Origin of the sequence: uncultured Roseibium sp. (assembly GCF_963675095.2) — a bacterium.
Lineage (GTDB): Bacteria > Pseudomonadota > Alphaproteobacteria > Rhizobiales > Stappiaceae > Roseibium.
In genome coordinates this window covers 82,334-97,387 of record NZ_CAXXSJ010000028.1, presented here as the reverse complement: position 1 = coordinate 97,387, position 15,054 = coordinate 82,334, and the positions used below count along the sequence as shown (strand labels likewise).

Genomic DNA, 15,054 nt, shown 5'->3' with positions numbered 1-15,054 from the left:
GAGACCCGGGAACCAGTACGCCGTGACCTCTCTGTTCAAGCAATCGGCCTCACGGAATACTGGGTCCCCGCTTTCTGTACAGACCGGGGACATGGCTGACAGGTGTTCGGGGACATGGTTGACACATTTATATCGCGTTGAGGTCGATTTGTGCGACCTTGTTGGCGCCGAAATAGATGCCGTATTTTCCCGGGTGAGAAGTTGGGCGAATAGCCAGGCTGTGTCCCCTGAATGCTTTCGGCACAGACCAGAGGCGTCCTTTATAGCTGATTTGGGCCTTGGTTCTGGGAACCTTGCGGGTGATGGTGCTGTTTTCATAGATCATCTCCGGCAAGGTCTTTGACCAACTGCGCAGCGACGGACGGTAGCGGCTCGCGGGAACCTTGTCAGACAGGGCTTCATGCGGGCGATGATGGTTGTAAACCAGCCGCCAGCGGTCGAAGGCCTGCTGGAGCTGCTCCTGGCTACGGTAGCAGCGCAAGGCCAGCACCTCTTCGTTCAAGGTTCGGTTGAAGCGTTCATTCTTGCCCTTGGTTTGCGGATGGAATGGCCGGGCGTAGATCACATTCACGCCCAACCTGGCCAGCCAGACCCGTAACGGTGTCCAATGACTGTCCCGATAACTGGAACCCCAGGGGGCGCCATTGTCGACCAGAAATGCATCCGGCAGGCCATAGAGGCTAAAGCTGCGCTCCAGATGGGTCTGGACGGTATGTGTGCGCTGATCCGGACAAGCCGCCAGGCACACCGCGAAGCGGGAATGGTCGTCGACAACCGTTAGCGGATGGCACTCCTGTGCATTGCCCAGACGGACCCGACCCTTGAAGTCCATCTGCCACATACGGTTGGCCTCCTCTTCTTCAAAACGCTGCCAGTCTGTCCCGCTCCTGTCCCGGGGCCGGATACAATCATGGCGACGCAAGACCGCATGGATGGTCGATACCGCTGGAGTGTTGTCGTCGGTGCGTGAAAGCACCGCCGCGATCTTGCGCGCACCCCAAGCCGGATGGGCCGTGCGCACCGAAAGGATTGCTTCTTCCAACGCGGGGCAAAGCTGCTGCGGACTCGATCGCGGCCGGCGGCTGCGGTCCTCAAGCACATCTCCCGCTTCAAACCGGCGCAGCCACTTGTAGCCGGTCTGAGGGCTGATCCCGAACCGGCGGCAAAGCTCACGCCGGTTCACGCCTTCAAGCCTCGCGAGCCGGACGAACTCTTCTCGCTGTTCCATGATCGACATCTCCTGCCACGGCATGCCCGCCTCCTTCGACGTAAGTCATGCCAAATGTGTCAACCATGTCCCCGAACACCTGTCAGCCATGTCCCCGGTTTAAACAGAAAGCGGGGATGACAACTAAGGGTGGGGCAGATGCCTTGTTCCATACACGATGGTCACCCCGGACTTGATCCGGGGCCTACTCGCAAAGCCACTTGCCGCGGTTTTGGTAAAGTGAAAAACAGCTCTGGAAATGAGTGGGTCCCGGATCTCCGCTGCGCTCTGTCCGGGATGAGGCAGGTTCGAAACGGTTCCTTTCAACCATTTCAGCGTTCACTTCGGCGTTTCGGTCGGCCCAAAAATCTTCTCGAACTCCGCGCGCAGGACTGTGTCGTTTTCGGCCATGGAAACGGGGATGCCCAGGTCGACGAGGCTGGTGACGCCGTGCTCCTGGACGCCGCAGGGGACGATGCCGGAGAAATGCTCCAGTTCCGGGTCGACGTTGAAGCTGATGCCGTGGAAGGTGACCCATTTGCGCACCCGGATGCCGATGGCGGCGATCTTGTCTTCCACGTTGGCGCCCCGATCCGGCCGGCGCACCCAGACGCCGACCCGGTCTTCCCGGCGTTCACCGCGAATGTGGTACTGCCAGAGCGTGTTGATAAGCCAGGCTTCGAGGGCCGCCACGAAGGCGCGGATGTCCTGGCGGCGACGCTTCAGGTCCAGCATCACGTAGGCGACCCGCTGGCCGGGACCGTGATAGGTGTACTGGCCGCCGCGCCCGGTCTTGAAGACGGGAAAGCGGTCGGGCGCGACCAGGTCGTCCGCGTCCGCGCTGGTGCCGGCGGTATAAAGCGGCGGATGCTCCAGCAGCCAGACCCGTTCGTTGCCGGTGCCGGCGCTGATCCGGGCCACCTGGGCCTCCATTTCCGCAACGGCTTCTTCGTAGCCAATGAGATCATCTGAGACGATCCATTCGACCGGCGGGCTGGAAAACTGGGGAAGAAAGTCGTGGGCGAGGCTTTCGCGTTCCGGATGGGACATGGGGCGTTTAAGCTTTTGTTAACGATTTGAGCCGTGAATGGGATCTTAAGGTTTCGTTAAGATGCCTGTTCGCGCGCAGCATCACTCTCATATAGGCGGAAGGCTGTCATGGCCACCTTCGATGAAATCAATGTCGATATCTCGGTTGTTCTCGGCTCCTCGGAAATGCCGGTGCACCAGCTCCTGCGCATGGGCCGCGGAGCGGTGATCGATCTCGACGTGCGTGAGGACGAAGACGTATCGATCTACGCCAACAATACCCTGGTGGCGAAAGGGCAGGTGGTTCTGCTCGGCGAGCGGGTCGGTATCTCCATCACAGAGGTCTTGATGCGCAGTCCCGAGATCCGTCCGATGCGGACCGACGGGCCGCTTTAAGCGGCTCTCCAGCCTTTGCGAATTATTCTCAAAAGCGCACTTGCTAAGCAGAATCCGATTTGCTACATGAGGCGCCTCGACGCCGACCGGCGCCGGGAAAAATTTGCGGTCGTGGCGGAATTGGTAGACGCGCAGCGTTGAGGTCGCTGTGGGGTAAAACCCGTGGAAGTTCGAGTCTTCTCGACCGCACCATTTTTATTTGAGCTATCGCCCTTCGGGCTACTTGAGCTCGTATCCTCACTCTTTCTCTTCACGCTGTCGCGATCTTTGATCGCTTCGCTCCAGAGTGGGCGGCCAAAAATGGCCGGCGCGCGGTCGCGCTTGCGAACCCTTCGGGTTCGTCCACCTCGCAAAGAAAGCCCTTGCAGGATCTTCCAGTGAAGTTCGTGCAAGGGCTTTTTGATTCAAAGAGCTGAAACGTGACCGGCCGTTAGCGGGTATTGCGAGGACCTGAAACGCCTGCTTTGGAGGTTTCACGACAAGGGGCTCTTCCTTCCTCCGAGCATGTCCCGTGGTGTGCCCAGCCTCTACAAACAGGTCGCTGTTTCTATTCTTGATTACCCAATCGTTATCGCTCCGGAAAACGCCGCAGATTGCCTCGAAATAATGCGGACGTTTCCGGTTCGCTTTAAGCGAAACGCTGCCTTCCTGTCTCTTTCCTCCGAAGGCCATGGCGTGAAATGCAAAGCGGGAAGACCTCGCTGGTCTCATCGTCCGGCGGACTGTCGGGCGCCCGGAGTGCGCGCCCGGACATTTTTGATGCCGACTCCATGCCTATTAATGCCGGCATGGTTGGCGACCTTTGAACCAGGAGGCATGAATGAACCTGAGAGCCGCGATTGCGGGAGCCTTGTTGGCGACAACTGTGATGTGGGGAAATGGCGCGGCCCAAGCGCAGGAACTCACGCAAAAGGAGGCAGATGCGATCGCGGTGGAGGCCTACCTCTACTTCTATCCGCTTGTCACCATGGACCTGACACGGCGGCAGTTGCTCAGCCTGGATCCGACCAAGAATGCGTTCGGCGGCGTGCAGAACTGGTTCAGAAATGTCCGAGCCTATCCGACCGCGGACGAAAAGTCGGTGGTCCGTCCCAATTTCGATACGCTCTATACGTCCACGTTTCTCGATCTGACCGAGGAGCCGATGGTCATCTCCGTGCCCGATACGGGCGGGCGCTATTACCTGCTCCCCATGCTCGACATGTGGACGGATGTCTTCACTTCTCCGGGATGGCGGACCACCGGCACTGCGGAGGGGCACTTCCTGGTGACCCGGCCCGAATGGCGGCCGGAGTTGGGCAAGGACTTCGCCAAGGAACTCGGTCTTCCGGAAGGAACCCGGAGAATCGACGCTCCGACGTCGCATGTCTGGATCATCGGACGCACAAAGACCGACGGACCGTCCGACTATGATGCCGTTCACAAAATCCAGGACGGCTTCAAGATATCTCCTCTGTCCAAGTGGGGGCAGGAGGTGAAAGCTCCCGCATTCTCGCCGGATCCCACCGTCGACACCAAGACGCCCCCGAAGGTCCAGGTCGACACGATGGCCGGCAAGGACTACTTCACCTATGCCGCCGAGATCTTCAAAGTCGAGCCGCCCCACGACACCGATCAGCCGATTCTCTCGCGCATGGAGCGTCTGGGCTTCGAGCAAGGGAAGAGCTTCGATTTCGACAACGCTGATCCCGTCGTCAAGGCGGCGCTCGAGGCAGCTCCCAAGACCGCTCAGCACTTGCTGGCATGGAAGAGCCCCCGGATCGCCGATGAGGTGAACAAGTGGTCGATGGATATCGACAACATTGGGGTCTATGGAACCAATTACCTGAAGCGTGCGGTCATTGCTCAGCTCGGCCTCGGAGCCAACCTGCCTGAAGATGCGATCTATCCGATCGCACTCACCGACGCTGACGGGAACTCACTTGATGGTGCCAACGACTATGTCCTGCATTTCGAGCCGTCCGAAATTCCGCCCGTCGATGCCTTCTGGTCGGTGACGATCTATGACAATAATGGCTATCAGGTCGCAAACAGCCTGAACCGGTTTGCGCTCTCAAGCTGGATGCCGATGCAGCGCAATCCGGACGGGTCACTCGACCTATATTTCCAGAACAAAAGCCCTGGCGCGGACAAGGAAGCCAACTGGCTGCCGGCACCCGAGGGCGGGTTCAATGTGACGATGCGGCTCTACGCCCCTCGGCCCGCGGCACTCATCGGAAAATGGGCGCCTCCCGCCATCACCAAGGTTCAGAAACTATCCACCCATACGGTGCAGTAGCCGTTTGCGTCGACGCTGTCGAACGGGCTGTCTCGATCCTCGGCCTTCCTGTGTTGGGGGCGGGATCGGGACGTCATGACAACCCTGTGAGAAAAACATGAACAAGATCGTCTTCTGGGCGCTGACGGCCCAACTCGTCGCTTCCTTCGCCGGTCTCGCACTGGCTCAGACGGCGCCTCCGAAGGGTGCCACTTTTGCTCCCGATGACGTCAAGGCGCTTCACTCCTACGCACCGGCCACGAACCCAGGCAAAACGGATTTCAACGCCGCCGATCGGGCGGCGATTGCCAACCAGGTCTACGCCTATTCGTTTGCCTACGACAATTGCGAAGCGGATGCGTGGTTCAGTCTGTTCACGCCGGATGCCGTGTTCGTCGCAGGTGTGCCGGGCGAAAAGGCTGTTTCGTTCACAGGCGAGGGGTTCCATTCGTTCTGGAGGGAGCGGATGAAGGAATTCAGCACATCCGGGAATATGCGCCGTCATCTGATGGCGAACATCCTGTTCCTGGAACAGACCGCCGACACGGCGCATGTCAGCGTGGTCGGGCTGTTGACCAATGCGAAGGACGGCACGTCTTTCACCGCGGTGTCGAGCCTCAACTACGAAGGCTGGCTGGTGAAGGGTCCTGACGGCTGGAAAATCAAGCGTTGGCACGACTTTCCAGATGCGAAGCTGTAGCAGCAACAACGCGGGCCGCAAGAAGGCATTCCATTCTGCGCCCCGCCGGGCTTCGACGTTTTCATCGCCTGTTTTTCGGTAGGATCTTCTCCGGCATACTCCAATCCAACATTCGCCTTCGTCCCTGTTCACCACGCGTGGACAGGGCCTTCGCCAATGCAGCTTCTGCTTGCGCGACCCGGTGTTAACCGCCATGCTCGCCTTCGGATACTTTGCATTTTGCGTCAGTCGGAGGGCGGATGGTCATTGGCGGGTCGTATCACCTGGTAAGGGCCAGCGGCTTTGGACCACTTCCGAAGGTTTTCGAACACAGGGCGGGAGAATTCGCGCTCTGGCGGGCCTTCGAGCAGGAAGGGCTGCCCGTGGAAGTGATCGGCGCGCCGCAGACCCCCATCCCGCTCCGTTCCATGATCGGCCTGTTCGAACGTTGCGCACACGTATTGGGAGACCGGACATTCGGGCTCGACGTGGGCTTCGAGATGGCGAAGGCCTGGGGCTTCGGATTGTGGGGACGGTATGGGGTTGGTGCTCCGACCTTCGGTGAGGCGATCGCGAGGTACAATCAGACCTTCTGGGCCCATTCCCGTGGCGGGAGACTGGAGCTGGTCAAATCCGGCGATCGCTGGCTTTGGCGATGCCTGGCAAGGTCCAACAATGGTGCCGGCACACAGCATGCGGACCACATGATCGGGCCGATGCTCATCATCGCACGAGAGTTTCTCGGCCCGAAGTGGTCGCCGGATTGGATCGAAGTGAGCTATCTGCGCGATTCCCGGTCCGATTTGCTCGAAGACCGGCTGCAGATCCCGGTCCATTTCGGTTGTCGGGGCACGGGGATGGTCTTCACATCCGAAAACCTCAGTGCGCGGCGGAGCCGAAACGCATCTGAGTCGGGCGGCATCATCACATTGAGAGAAGTTGCCGCTGACATCGTCCTTGCCGACACGCCCGAACCGGCCCGTTCTCTGTCGGCCATCGTTGCCCTTCGGCTCCTGGAAGGTCGGACGGATATCGAAGGCACGGCCCGGATGGCGGGTATCAGCGTCAGGAGCCTTCAGCGCCGGCTCATGCAAAAGGGCCAGACCTATCGGGAAATCGTCTCCGGCACGCGCAAGGCGCGCGCGCTCAGCCTGTTGCGGGAAACGGACCTGCCGATTGTCGAAGTCGCCATGCTGCTCGGCTATGAGGACCACGCCAGCTTCACCAGGGCCTTCCATCGGTGGATGGGCTGCGCGCCGCTGGCGTTTCGGCTTCGCCGTTCTCCGTGCGCATTGGCGTGAAATGCAAAGCTGATACCTTAAAGGATTCCCCGACTTGGGCTGGCGCTATGGCCGGGCTGAAGGGACGTCTGGATCTCTCGGACCGGGTTTATCTGACCGGAACAGCGCTCGCGGGCGGCCGCGGATCGAACTTCGGTTGGGATCTGATGGGCGGTCTAGGTTCTCAGATCACCGATTGTTTTTCCGCCGTTGCCGGGTATCGGGCAATGGGGGGCGATTACCAGGACGGCCCGTTCGAATTCGACGTGACGATCAAGGGGCCGATCATCGGGGCTTCGTTCAAGTTCTAGAGTCAGGCGCCTCTCGCCGTATGAGCTCTGCCGCTTCGGCCGCGACTTCGGCGACGTCGAGGCTCAGGGCGAGGGACGGCTGGTTCAGGTCTTCGAGGGGAAACCAGCGCGCCTCGAGGGCATCGTCACCGGCTACGGGCTCGCCCGAGATCCAGCGGCACAGGACCGCGACCAGAATGAAGTGACGGCGTAACGTCCCGTCGTCCTCCCGGTCGAAGACATCAACGGCGGTGAACACCTTAAGCGGGGCCGCCCGTACTCCTGTTTCTTCCAGAAGTTCTCGGATTGCTGCATCCTCGATTGTTTCGCCCTGTTCGATCTTGCCGCCGGGAAATCCCCAGCGGCCGGCATCCGGTGGATTGGCCCGCCGGACTAGCAGCACATGGTTGTCCCTGACGACGGCGGCGATGGTGGCCGGGATCGGGCGCGGGGGAAGAGCGGAGGCGGATTCTGCGGTCGATGTCGTCACTGGGTCGGGGTCCTGTGAGGTTTGAGGGGGGGCTCAACGGGCAGTGCCGCCGATACGGGCAAGCGTCTCCTGTCGCAAGACCCGGCTCAGGTCCTGGGCGAGGGGCGACGCGTTCGGCGCCATGAGCAGACGGACCTCGATAGGCGGAAGGGCAGGCAGGTTCAGCGTTGGTCCAACGCACGCTATGTCGTCCGGTCTGCCGTGGTCGGTGCGCACACCGACGCCGAGCCCGGAGCGCAGGGCCGCCCAGATGCCCGGCAGACTGGGCGTGGTCAAGGCCGCGCGCCAGCGTTTTTCTTCCTGTTCGAGCGTCGCGAGAGCCGCCTGACGAAACAGGCAGGGATGGCTGAACAGCACCAGGGGGATGGGGCTCTCGGCCAGCGGTTGCAGGTAGGCCTCGCAGGCGAGCCATTGCATGGGCAGCTCGCAGAGGATCTCGCCCTCGTCATTGGCGCCGGACTTGAAAAAGGCGATGGCCACATCGAGACGGCCGGTGCGCACCTCTTCGGCGAGGTTGTGGTTCTCGCCGGCGCGGACTTCCACATGGACATGGTCATGCGCATCGGCAAAGGCCTTCAGGGTGGCCGGCATCACGTCGTCGAAGAAGTCCTGTGGAAGGCCGAGGCGCACGGCCGCGGTCGTCGTGGTGGAGCCGAGCGCCAGGGCCGCTTCATCGTTGAGGGCGACGATGCGGCGGGCATAGGCGACGAAGGCTTCGCCCGCTTCGGTCGGCACCAGCCCGCGGCCCTTGCGGACAAAGAGCTGGGTTCCCGCCTGCTGTTCCAGCTTCTTGAGCTGCATGCTGATCGCCGACTGGGAGCGACCGAGCTGGATCGCCGCGCGGGCGAAACTGCCGAGGTCGGTTCCGGCCACGACGGCACGCAAGGCGTCGATGTCGAAAGTTGGTTTCACTTCAAATAACCGGAATTCATACTTCAATTATATTCGATATTTTTAAGTATAATCGCCTGCTACCGTCCGGATCAAGCCTGGTGGCGACCCGTGTTCACGGGCGCCTCCGGGTATCGAATGAAAGTAACGGACGGATACAGAATGACAGCGGAAACAACGGCGGCTGAAAGCAGAAGCCGCGACATGGCCATCATCGTGACGGCCGGGGGCATCGTGCTGGCGCTGGCCTTCGGTGTCAGGGCGGTCTTCGGCGGTGTCGTGCAGCCTCTGTCGGACGACCTGTTCGGCGGTCGGATCGAGATCTTTTCCCTGTCGCTTGCGATCCAGAATCTGGTCTGGGGGCTCGCACAGCCGGGTTTCGGGATGATCGCGGACCGGTACGGCGACCGGCCGGCGTTGTGGCTGGGCTTCGTTTGCTATGCAGCCGGCATGGGGGTCTGTATCCTTGGAACCACGCCGCTCGCGCAGCATCTGGGCGCGGGGGTGCTGGTCGGTATGGGTATCTCCGGCACGGCTTTCGGAACGGTGCTGGCGGTGGTCGGGCGTGTGGCGCCGCCCGACAAGCGCGGATTTTATCTTGGCGTGGTATCCGCCATGGGCTCGGCGGGGCAGGCATTGCTGCCTTTGCTGGTATCCTGGCTGATTGCCTGGTTCGACTGGCGGATGACGCTCCTCATCGTAACCGCGCTGCTGGCGCCGATGGCCTTGTGCATTCCGTTCCTGCGCGCGGGCGGACAGGGCGTCGCCGAAGACGACCCGGTGGAGCTTGGACAGACCATACGCGCCGCCTTCGGGCATACCAGTTTCCTCATGCTCAGCGCCGGGTTCTTCGTTTGCGGCTTTCATCTGGCCTTCATCACGGCGCACCTGCCGAATTTCGTCCAGAACTTCTGTACGGGGACGACCCTGTCGCCGGAGGAACTGCGCGGGCTTGGGCTTCGGGCGCTGGCGCTGGCGGGCTTTGCCAATATCTTCGGGACACTCTATGCCTCCCGGCTCGGAGGGCAGTTTCCCAAGCCCTATGTTCTTGCCGCGATCTATGCGCTTCGGGCGGTGGTCATACTTGGCTTCATTTCCTTTCCCATCACCCCGTCGTCGGTGCTGATGTTCGGGTTCCTGATGGGCGGCCTGTGGTTGTCCACCGTCCCGCTGACCAGTGCGCTGGTGCTCGGGATGTTCGGACCGCGCGCCATGGGCACGCTCTTCGGCTTCGTCTTTCTCAGCCACCAGCTCGGCAGTTTTGCAGGGGCATGGCTGGGCGGGGTGTGGTTCGACCGCACCGGCAGCTACGACATGGTCTGGTATGTGGCAATTGTCCTTGGGCTTGCCTCCGCCGCTATCCATCTCATGGTGCAGGAACGCCCGGCACCCGTGCTAACCTGAGCCATGTTGAGCAATCTCCTCCTCCTGTGGCTCGCCGCGTTCCCGCTGATGGGCAGTCCAGGTCCGGCAACGCTAAGCCTTGCTAGCCTGGGCGCGACCTACGGCTTCAGAGCCAGTTTCCGATATCTTGGCGGGATCATCGCCGGGACGACGGCCGTTCTCCTGATCATCGCCACCGGCGTTACGGCGGTTCTTGCTGCCGACCCGGTCGTGCTGACCGTGCTCCAGATCGCGGCGGCTGCCTATATCGTCTATCTAGCCTGGAAAATCGGCACGGCCCGGTTCGGTGACCTTGCGGCGCAGGTCGAAGGCGGGCAGAAGATGGCGCTGGTCTCGTTTGTTGCCGGCTTCGGCTTGGCGATCGCCAATCCGAAGGCGTTCGCTGCCATCGGGGCGGTCTATTCCGGGCATGTGATCTTTGCCGGTAATCCCGCCCTGGATGCGGCGGCCAAGGTGGCCGCACTCACGCTGGTCATTGCCATTGTGAACACCGCATGGCTCGCCTTCGGGGCGAGTTTTGCCCGGTATCTGACCAATCCTGCGATCGGAAGACCGGTCAGTATCGCCTTTGCCCTTCTCCTGATCGCGTCGGTGGGATTGGCGATGGCCGGGGGATAGGCCTTGCGGTAAGGTTTAGCTGGGGCTGGTAATTGGGGCGTGTTTTGGTACGGATTATCGGCATGGGTGCCGCATTCAACAAACGCTTCGCCGTCGGCCTGTCCGCTTTCCTGCTGCTGACCGCCTTCATTTCCCCCGAGCAGGCGCGGAACATGCAGCGCAATCCGTCGACCTTCGGCACCATGCTGTGCCGCCAGTTCTGGTATCTGGAAAACAAGATCCTGGCCGAGGGCAGGGTGTGCCTGAAATCGGACCGGGCGCGGCGGGCGTTCAAGACCGCCAAGCCATGTATTTCCGATGACGAAAACGTCCTGCCGAGGCGGGTGCGCGACTATCTCGCGGAGCTGCGCAGGGCGGCGGCGAAGAAGGGGTGCTTCCGGTGAGGGAAACCGGAGCGCGCTGCATATGGGATGGCAAACCTCGATTTGATAAGTGTCGGACGACCGGCAAATGACCCGTCCTTCGTGGGAAATATCCGGCATCGGCGATCTGATTAGTGCGCTTTATGCTTTGGCCGACAGCGGGTACTGGAGCAAGTCCGAGACCGGGGCTTGGGCCGACAGGATTATCGCAGCGGTCGAAGCTCCTCAATACTGGCTGATCGATTTGAGCTGGCGTGCTTCCTCCGATGTGCCCACCTGCGACTTGGTGGTTTTCGATCACGTGGATTGGCTTGAGGCGAACTTTCCGGACGACCTCGCTGACATGACCGCGGGACTTGTCCTGCTTAAATTCGATGCCGGCCGACTGTCGGAAGAAGCGGCAAGGCATAAGGTTGGGGATCTGGCCGACGGGGGCTATGTGACCGGAATCGAAATCGAGGAAATGTGGGACATCCCACTGGATGATGTGCGGCTGAACTTGCTCCGGCGTCTAGGCCGAGAAGTCCTGGCATCCGTGGATGTGGATAGGATATGCTCCGTCCATGCGGAACTGGTCTCTTCCGCCCATCTTCAGCCTTTTTAAGAAGAATTTTCCGAAGCTTGTGGAGTTCCGCCGGTTTTCCGGTGGCAAAGCAACGCCGGCAAGGCTACTCCTGTGGCAGGGGCGTGTCTTTGACGGGACGGGTGCGCCTATGGCGCGGATGGAAACGAGGAGGGAGCGATGACACAGGCCGACATGCTTGAAGACCCGACTCCCCCCGAGGCGGAAGATCTGACCGTCCGCGACGACGAAGGTCGCCTTAATCCCGAGTTTATCGTTGCTGTCGAAGCGGCGATCGAGGCCGCGGACAGCCCTGCTCTCGTGGAGCTTGCCGGCGATCTGCACGAGGCCGATACCGGCGACCTGCTGGAAGCGCTCAACGAGGAAGAGCGCACGGCCTACGTGCGGCTTCTGGGCGACGCCTTCGATTATACCGCGCTGACGGAAACCGACGAGGCGATCCGTCGCCAGCTGCTTGAAGAGCTGCCCAACGAGGAAATCGCCGAGGGCCTGGGCGACCTCGATTCCGACGATGCGGTCTACATCCTCGAGGATCTGGACGAGGAAGACCAGGCGGCGATCCTGGGCGAGCTGCCCCTATGCGGACCGGGCGCAGCTGCAGAAGTCGCTGGACTATCCGGAGGAATCCGCCGGGCGGCGGATGCAGACCGAATTCATCGCGGTCGCCCCGTTCTGGACCGTCGGCCAGACCATCGACTACATGCGCGAGGCGCGCGACCTGCCGGACAGCTTCTACGAGATTTACGTGGTCGATCCGGCTTTCCGCCTGCTGGGGGCCGTGGCGCTCGACAAGGTGCTGCGCACCAAGCGGGATGAAAAAGTCACCTCGATCATGACCGAAACCCGTCATTGGGTTCTGGCCACGGACGACCAGGAAGAGGTCGCCCGCATGTTCGAGCGTTATAACCTGGTCTCCTGCGCCGTCGTCGACGACGCCGATCGGCTGGTCGGCGTGATGATGGTCGACGACATCGTTGACGTCATTCAGGAAGAGGCGGAAGAAGACCTGCGCGCGCTGGCCGGGGTCGGCGATGAAGAGATCTCCGACAGCGTGGTGACCATCGCCCGGTCACGGCTGACCTGGCTCGTGGTCAATCTGGCCACCGCGGTGCTCGCCTCCGTGGTGATCGCGCTGTTCGAGGATACCATCGAGGCCATGGTGGCGCTCGCGGTGCTGATGCCGATCGTCGCTTCCATGGGCGGCAATGCAGGCACCCAGACCATGACAGTTGCCGTGCGCGGTATCGCCACCCAGGAACTGAGTGCGCGCAATCTTTTACGCGTGCTCAACCGCGAGGTCCTGGTGAGTTTCGTGAACGGGATCGCCCTGGCGGTGCTGATCGGCTTTACGGCCTATCTCTGGTTTTCCAGCGCCGGTCTGGGTATTGTCATTGGCAGTGCCATCGTCATCAACATGCTGTTTGCCGGCCTGTCCGGGCTGCTCATTCCGATTGCGCTGGACCGCATGAACGTGGATCCGGCGATTGCCTCCAGCGTGTTCGTGACCACGGTGACCGACGTGGTCGGCTTCTTCGCCTTCCTCGGTATTGCTGCCCTGTGGTTCAATCTGCCCTTGTGATCTTGAATTGAATTCGCTCGACCCGGCGGCGGAACAAATTGCCTTGTATTGGTAATTCTTACCGGGGTCGGACGGGTTGTTAATGCTCTCTTAAGTTTTGGTCCATTGTTTCTGCGCCTTTCCTGCAATCGGTGATGGCATGGCTTTTGCTGCCTGATTTCCCGTTCGGATGTCTTTTCCATGTCTGATTCAATGCGGGGAAATTGAAATGCAAACCGATGTTGCCTACAGGAATTTGTTTGATGGCACTGGCTCTGGTCCCGGAACGGCTTACGAGCCGCCGTCCCCTCCCGATTTCACAAACAGTTTTTCCGACCGCGTCGGCCGGCATACCGAATTTGCCGATGAAACCTATGAGACAGCCGACGCCGATTCCGAAACGGGGGAGGAGCCCTCGAAAGCGGCGGTGAGCGACACCCTGTCGGAGACGGTCCTCGCGTTTTTGACGGCGATTCAGGAGATGGGGATCGAGACGATGCTGGGCACGGACAGCGACGACAAGCTGTCCGGCTGGACGAACAGCGCCATTGTTGCCGGCGACGGTGACGACGTTATCAAGGTCTGGTCTGACAGTGCGGTCGATGCGGGTGCCGGTAACGATACGATCGATGCGTGGTCCGGCAGTGCCATCGACGCTGGCGCCGGCGAAGACACCGTCCGCGCATGGAGCGATTCCTACGTTTCCGGCGGTGAGGGGAACGACCGCATCGATATCTGGTCCGGGTCACAGGCCGAAGGCGGCTCCGGGGACGATATCATTCACGCCTGGAGCGAAACCCGGGTTTCGGGCGGAGCCGGGAACGACCGGATCGACATCTGGTCCGATTCCTATGCCGATGCCGGCGCGGGGGATGACGTGATCAACGCGCATTCCAATACTGTTGTCAGCGGCGGCAGTGGCAACGATACCATCGATGCGCACTGCGACAGTCGAGTGGATGGCGGAAGTGGCGACGACACGATCCGGGTGGGTTCGGATTCCGTCGTGACCGGCGGGACCGGGTCCGACACCATCGTGGCGTGGGGCGGCTCCGACATCAGCGGCGGCGCCGGCGACGATTGGATCAAGGTGACCGGAGAGGGCAGCACGATCCGCTTCAACGCCGGAGACGGCTACGATCGGATGGTGCTGGGGAGTGGCGGGACGATCCAACTTGGCGCCGGCCTGAACGCCGAGAACGTTCAGGCGAAGGTCGAGGGCAACGTGGCGACCGTTACCTTCAACGGCAGCGACGACATGTTCGAAGTTCAGATGGTGCCTGACAAACCGGTGAATGTGGTCTTCGATAGCGGGGAGACGCTTGCCCTTGAACCCGACGATGCCTTCAAGGTGGCCTATGAGGATGCTCGGCAGAATGTCAGGCAAAAGCTGAATGCCGGTGAGGTGGTCGGCTATGAGGACATGAAGCTTCTGATGATCTAGGCCGCCGCTTCCAGCAGGTTGTCGCGCAGGGCCGTGATCCGGGCCTGAAGATCCCTCAGGTCGTCCACGGAGATACCGGACGCGGCGAGAATGCAGCTGGCGAAATCCGTCGTGTCCTCTTTCAAGGCCGTTCCCTTTTCCGTCAGCCGGATGCGCACCTGCCGCTCGTCCTTGTCGTCGCGCACGCGGGTGACGAAGCTGAGGCTTTCCAGACGTTTCAGCAGCGGCGTGACCGTATTGGATTCCAGATGCAGCCGGGCGCCGATCTCGCCGACGAGCTGGCCGTCCTGTTCCCACAGGGCGACCATGGCGAGATATTGCGGATAGGTCAGGCCGATCTTCTGTAGCAACGGCTTGTAGACCCGGTGCATGGCGTGGTTCGCCGAATACAGCGAAAAGCACAGGAACTGGCTGAGTGGAATGTCGCCGGTCTTGAGGTGCTGTGCCGGGCCTCCGGCTTGCGTGTCGGTCATTGAATAAGGTTCCTTGTGGGCTGCTGCATAAAATAATTCGCACGCGATATAATCGCAACCGCTTGATTTCTGATTTCGGTCAGCTATATAAAT

14 protein-coding genes, 1 tRNA gene and 2 pseudogenes are annotated in these 15,054 nt (G+C 61.1%); 12 read left to right on the top strand and 5 right to left on the bottom strand.

Annotated features, from left to right (window positions below):
• Nucleotides 1-84 precede the first annotated feature (84 nt).
• Together ABIN98_RS10035 and lipB are read right to left on the bottom strand one after the other, a co-directional pair.
• A pseudogene (locus tag ABIN98_RS10035) lies at nucleotides 85-1,252 on the bottom strand (IS481 family transposase); the annotation flags it as partial.
• A gap of 294 nt (nucleotides 1,253-1,546) precedes the next feature.
• On the bottom strand, nucleotides 1,547-2,257 hold the full coding sequence (lipB, locus tag ABIN98_RS10030; RefSeq protein ID WP_346909642.1) for a lipoyl(octanoyl) transferase LipB: 711 nt from the start codon (nucleotides 2,255-2,257) through the stop codon (nucleotides 1,547-1,549).
• 108 nt (nucleotides 2,258-2,365) lie between these two features.
• Between lipB and ABIN98_RS10025 the strand changes: the two genes are divergently transcribed.
• From ABIN98_RS10025 to ABIN98_RS10000, 6 genes are all read left to right on the top strand, one after another.
• Nucleotides 2,366-2,632 carry a FliM/FliN family flagellar motor switch protein gene (locus tag ABIN98_RS10025; RefSeq protein ID WP_190290547.1) on the top strand — a complete coding sequence of 89 codons (267 nt, stop codon included), beginning with the start codon at nucleotides 2,366-2,368 and terminating at the stop codon, nucleotides 2,630-2,632.
• A 105-nt stretch (nucleotides 2,633-2,737) separates the two neighbouring features.
• Nucleotides 2,738-2,824 (top strand) — tRNA-Leu (locus tag ABIN98_RS10020).
• Between the two features lie 628 nt (nucleotides 2,825-3,452).
• The gene (locus tag ABIN98_RS10015) at nucleotides 3,453-4,910 is read left to right on the top strand and encodes a DUF1254 domain-containing protein (protein WP_346909640.1); all 1,458 of its coding nucleotides are present in this window, start codon (nucleotides 3,453-3,455) and stop codon (nucleotides 4,908-4,910) included.
• A gap of 97 nt (nucleotides 4,911-5,007) precedes the next feature.
• Nucleotides 5,008-5,589: a nuclear transport factor 2 family protein gene (locus tag ABIN98_RS10010; RefSeq protein WP_346909639.1), complete on the top strand. Its 582-nt coding sequence runs from the start codon at nucleotides 5,008-5,010 to the stop codon at nucleotides 5,587-5,589.
• Nucleotides 5,590-5,828: 239 nt separating this feature from the next.
• Nucleotides 5,829-6,869, top strand: coding sequence for an AraC family transcriptional regulator ligand-binding domain-containing protein (locus ABIN98_RS10005; protein WP_346909637.1), 1,041 nt, complete (start codon nucleotides 5,829-5,831; stop codon nucleotides 6,867-6,869).
• Between the two features lie 47 nt (nucleotides 6,870-6,916).
• Entirely contained in the window at nucleotides 6,917-7,159 is a 243-nt protein-coding gene (locus tag ABIN98_RS10000) for a hypothetical protein (RefSeq protein ID WP_346909635.1), read from the top strand.
• Here ABIN98_RS10000 and ABIN98_RS09995 read toward each other — a convergent pair.
• Both ABIN98_RS09995 and ABIN98_RS09990 read right to left on the bottom strand, forming a co-directional pair.
• On the bottom strand, nucleotides 7,149-7,628 hold the full coding sequence (locus ABIN98_RS09995) for an NUDIX hydrolase (RefSeq protein ID WP_346909634.1): 480 nt from the start codon (nucleotides 7,626-7,628) through the stop codon (nucleotides 7,149-7,151). The two genes, ABIN98_RS10000 and ABIN98_RS09995, sit on opposite strands and share 11 nt — an antisense overlap.
• A 33-nt stretch (nucleotides 7,629-7,661) precedes the next feature.
• Nucleotides 7,662-8,540, bottom strand: a complete 879-nt coding sequence (locus ABIN98_RS09990) for a LysR substrate-binding domain-containing protein (RefSeq protein WP_346909632.1) — start codon at nucleotides 8,538-8,540, stop codon at nucleotides 7,662-7,664.
• 141 nt (nucleotides 8,541-8,681) lie between these two features.
• On the opposite strand from ABIN98_RS09990, the gene ABIN98_RS09985 reads away from it, so the two are divergent.
• The 6 genes and pseudogenes from ABIN98_RS09985 (at nucleotide 8,682) to ABIN98_RS09960 (ending at nucleotide 14,488) form a co-directional block, all read left to right on the top strand.
• Entirely contained in the window at nucleotides 8,682-9,923 is a 1,242-nt protein-coding gene (locus ABIN98_RS09985; RefSeq protein WP_346909630.1) for an MFS transporter, read from the top strand.
• Nucleotides 9,924-9,926: 3 nt separating this feature from the next.
• On the top strand, nucleotides 9,927-10,541 hold the full coding sequence (locus tag ABIN98_RS09980) for a LysE family transporter (RefSeq protein WP_346909628.1): 615 nt from the start codon (nucleotides 9,927-9,929) through the stop codon (nucleotides 10,539-10,541).
• Between the two features lie 62 nt (nucleotides 10,542-10,603).
• Nucleotides 10,604-10,924, top strand: a complete 321-nt coding sequence (locus ABIN98_RS09975; protein ID WP_346909626.1) for a hypothetical protein — start codon at nucleotides 10,604-10,606, stop codon at nucleotides 10,922-10,924.
• 67 nt (nucleotides 10,925-10,991) lie between these two features.
• A complete protein-coding gene (locus ABIN98_RS09970; RefSeq protein WP_346909624.1) occupies nucleotides 10,992-11,507 on the top strand; it encodes a hypothetical protein in 516 nt (171 codons plus the stop codon).
• Between the two features lie 153 nt (nucleotides 11,508-11,660).
• Nucleotides 11,661-13,065: pseudogene (mgtE, locus tag ABIN98_RS09965) on the top strand (magnesium transporter).
• Between the two features lie 208 nt (nucleotides 13,066-13,273).
• The gene (locus tag ABIN98_RS09960; RefSeq protein ID WP_346909622.1) at nucleotides 13,274-14,488 is read left to right on the top strand and encodes a hypothetical protein; all 1,215 of its coding nucleotides are present in this window, start codon (nucleotides 13,274-13,276) and stop codon (nucleotides 14,486-14,488) included.
• Here ABIN98_RS09960 and ABIN98_RS09955 read toward each other — a convergent pair.
• Nucleotides 14,485-14,961 carry a MarR family transcriptional regulator gene (locus tag ABIN98_RS09955; RefSeq protein ID WP_346909620.1) on the bottom strand — a complete coding sequence of 159 codons (477 nt, stop codon included), beginning with the start codon at nucleotides 14,959-14,961 and terminating at the stop codon, nucleotides 14,485-14,487. The genes ABIN98_RS09960 and ABIN98_RS09955 overlap by 4 nt on opposite strands.
• Nucleotides 14,962-15,054: the final 93 nt, after the last annotated feature.

Excerpts from the sequence above, each read along its gene's own strand:
- lipB (WP_346909642.1), bottom strand. The coding sequence starts at position 2,257 with ATGTCCCATCCGGAACGCGAAAGCCTCGCCCACGACTTTCTTCCCCAG.
- ABIN98_RS10025 (WP_190290547.1), top strand. The coding sequence starts at position 2,366 with ATGGCCACCTTCGATGAAATCAATGTCGATATCTCGGTTGTTCTCGGC.
- ABIN98_RS10015 (WP_346909640.1), top strand. The coding sequence starts at position 3,453 with ATGAACCTGAGAGCCGCGATTGCGGGAGCCTTGTTGGCGACAACTGTG.
- ABIN98_RS10010 (WP_346909639.1), top strand. The coding sequence starts at position 5,008 with ATGAACAAGATCGTCTTCTGGGCGCTGACGGCCCAACTCGTCGCTTCC.
- ABIN98_RS10005 (WP_346909637.1), top strand. The coding sequence starts at position 5,829 with ATGGTCATTGGCGGGTCGTATCACCTGGTAAGGGCCAGCGGCTTTGGA.
- ABIN98_RS10000 (WP_346909635.1), top strand. The coding sequence starts at position 6,917 with ATGGCCGGGCTGAAGGGACGTCTGGATCTCTCGGACCGGGTTTATCTG.
- ABIN98_RS09985 (WP_346909630.1), top strand. The coding sequence starts at position 8,682 with ATGACAGCGGAAACAACGGCGGCTGAAAGCAGAAGCCGCGACATGGCC.
- ABIN98_RS09980 (WP_346909628.1), top strand. The coding sequence starts at position 9,927 with ATGTTGAGCAATCTCCTCCTCCTGTGGCTCGCCGCGTTCCCGCTGATG.
- ABIN98_RS09975 (WP_346909626.1), top strand. The coding sequence starts at position 10,604 with ATGGGTGCCGCATTCAACAAACGCTTCGCCGTCGGCCTGTCCGCTTTC.
- ABIN98_RS09970 (WP_346909624.1), top strand. The coding sequence starts at position 10,992 with ATGACCCGTCCTTCGTGGGAAATATCCGGCATCGGCGATCTGATTAGT.
- ABIN98_RS09960 (WP_346909622.1), top strand. The coding sequence starts at position 13,274 with ATGCAAACCGATGTTGCCTACAGGAATTTGTTTGATGGCACTGGCTCT.
- ABIN98_RS09955 (WP_346909620.1), bottom strand. The coding sequence starts at position 14,961 with ATGACCGACACGCAAGCCGGAGGCCCGGCACAGCACCTCAAGACCGGC.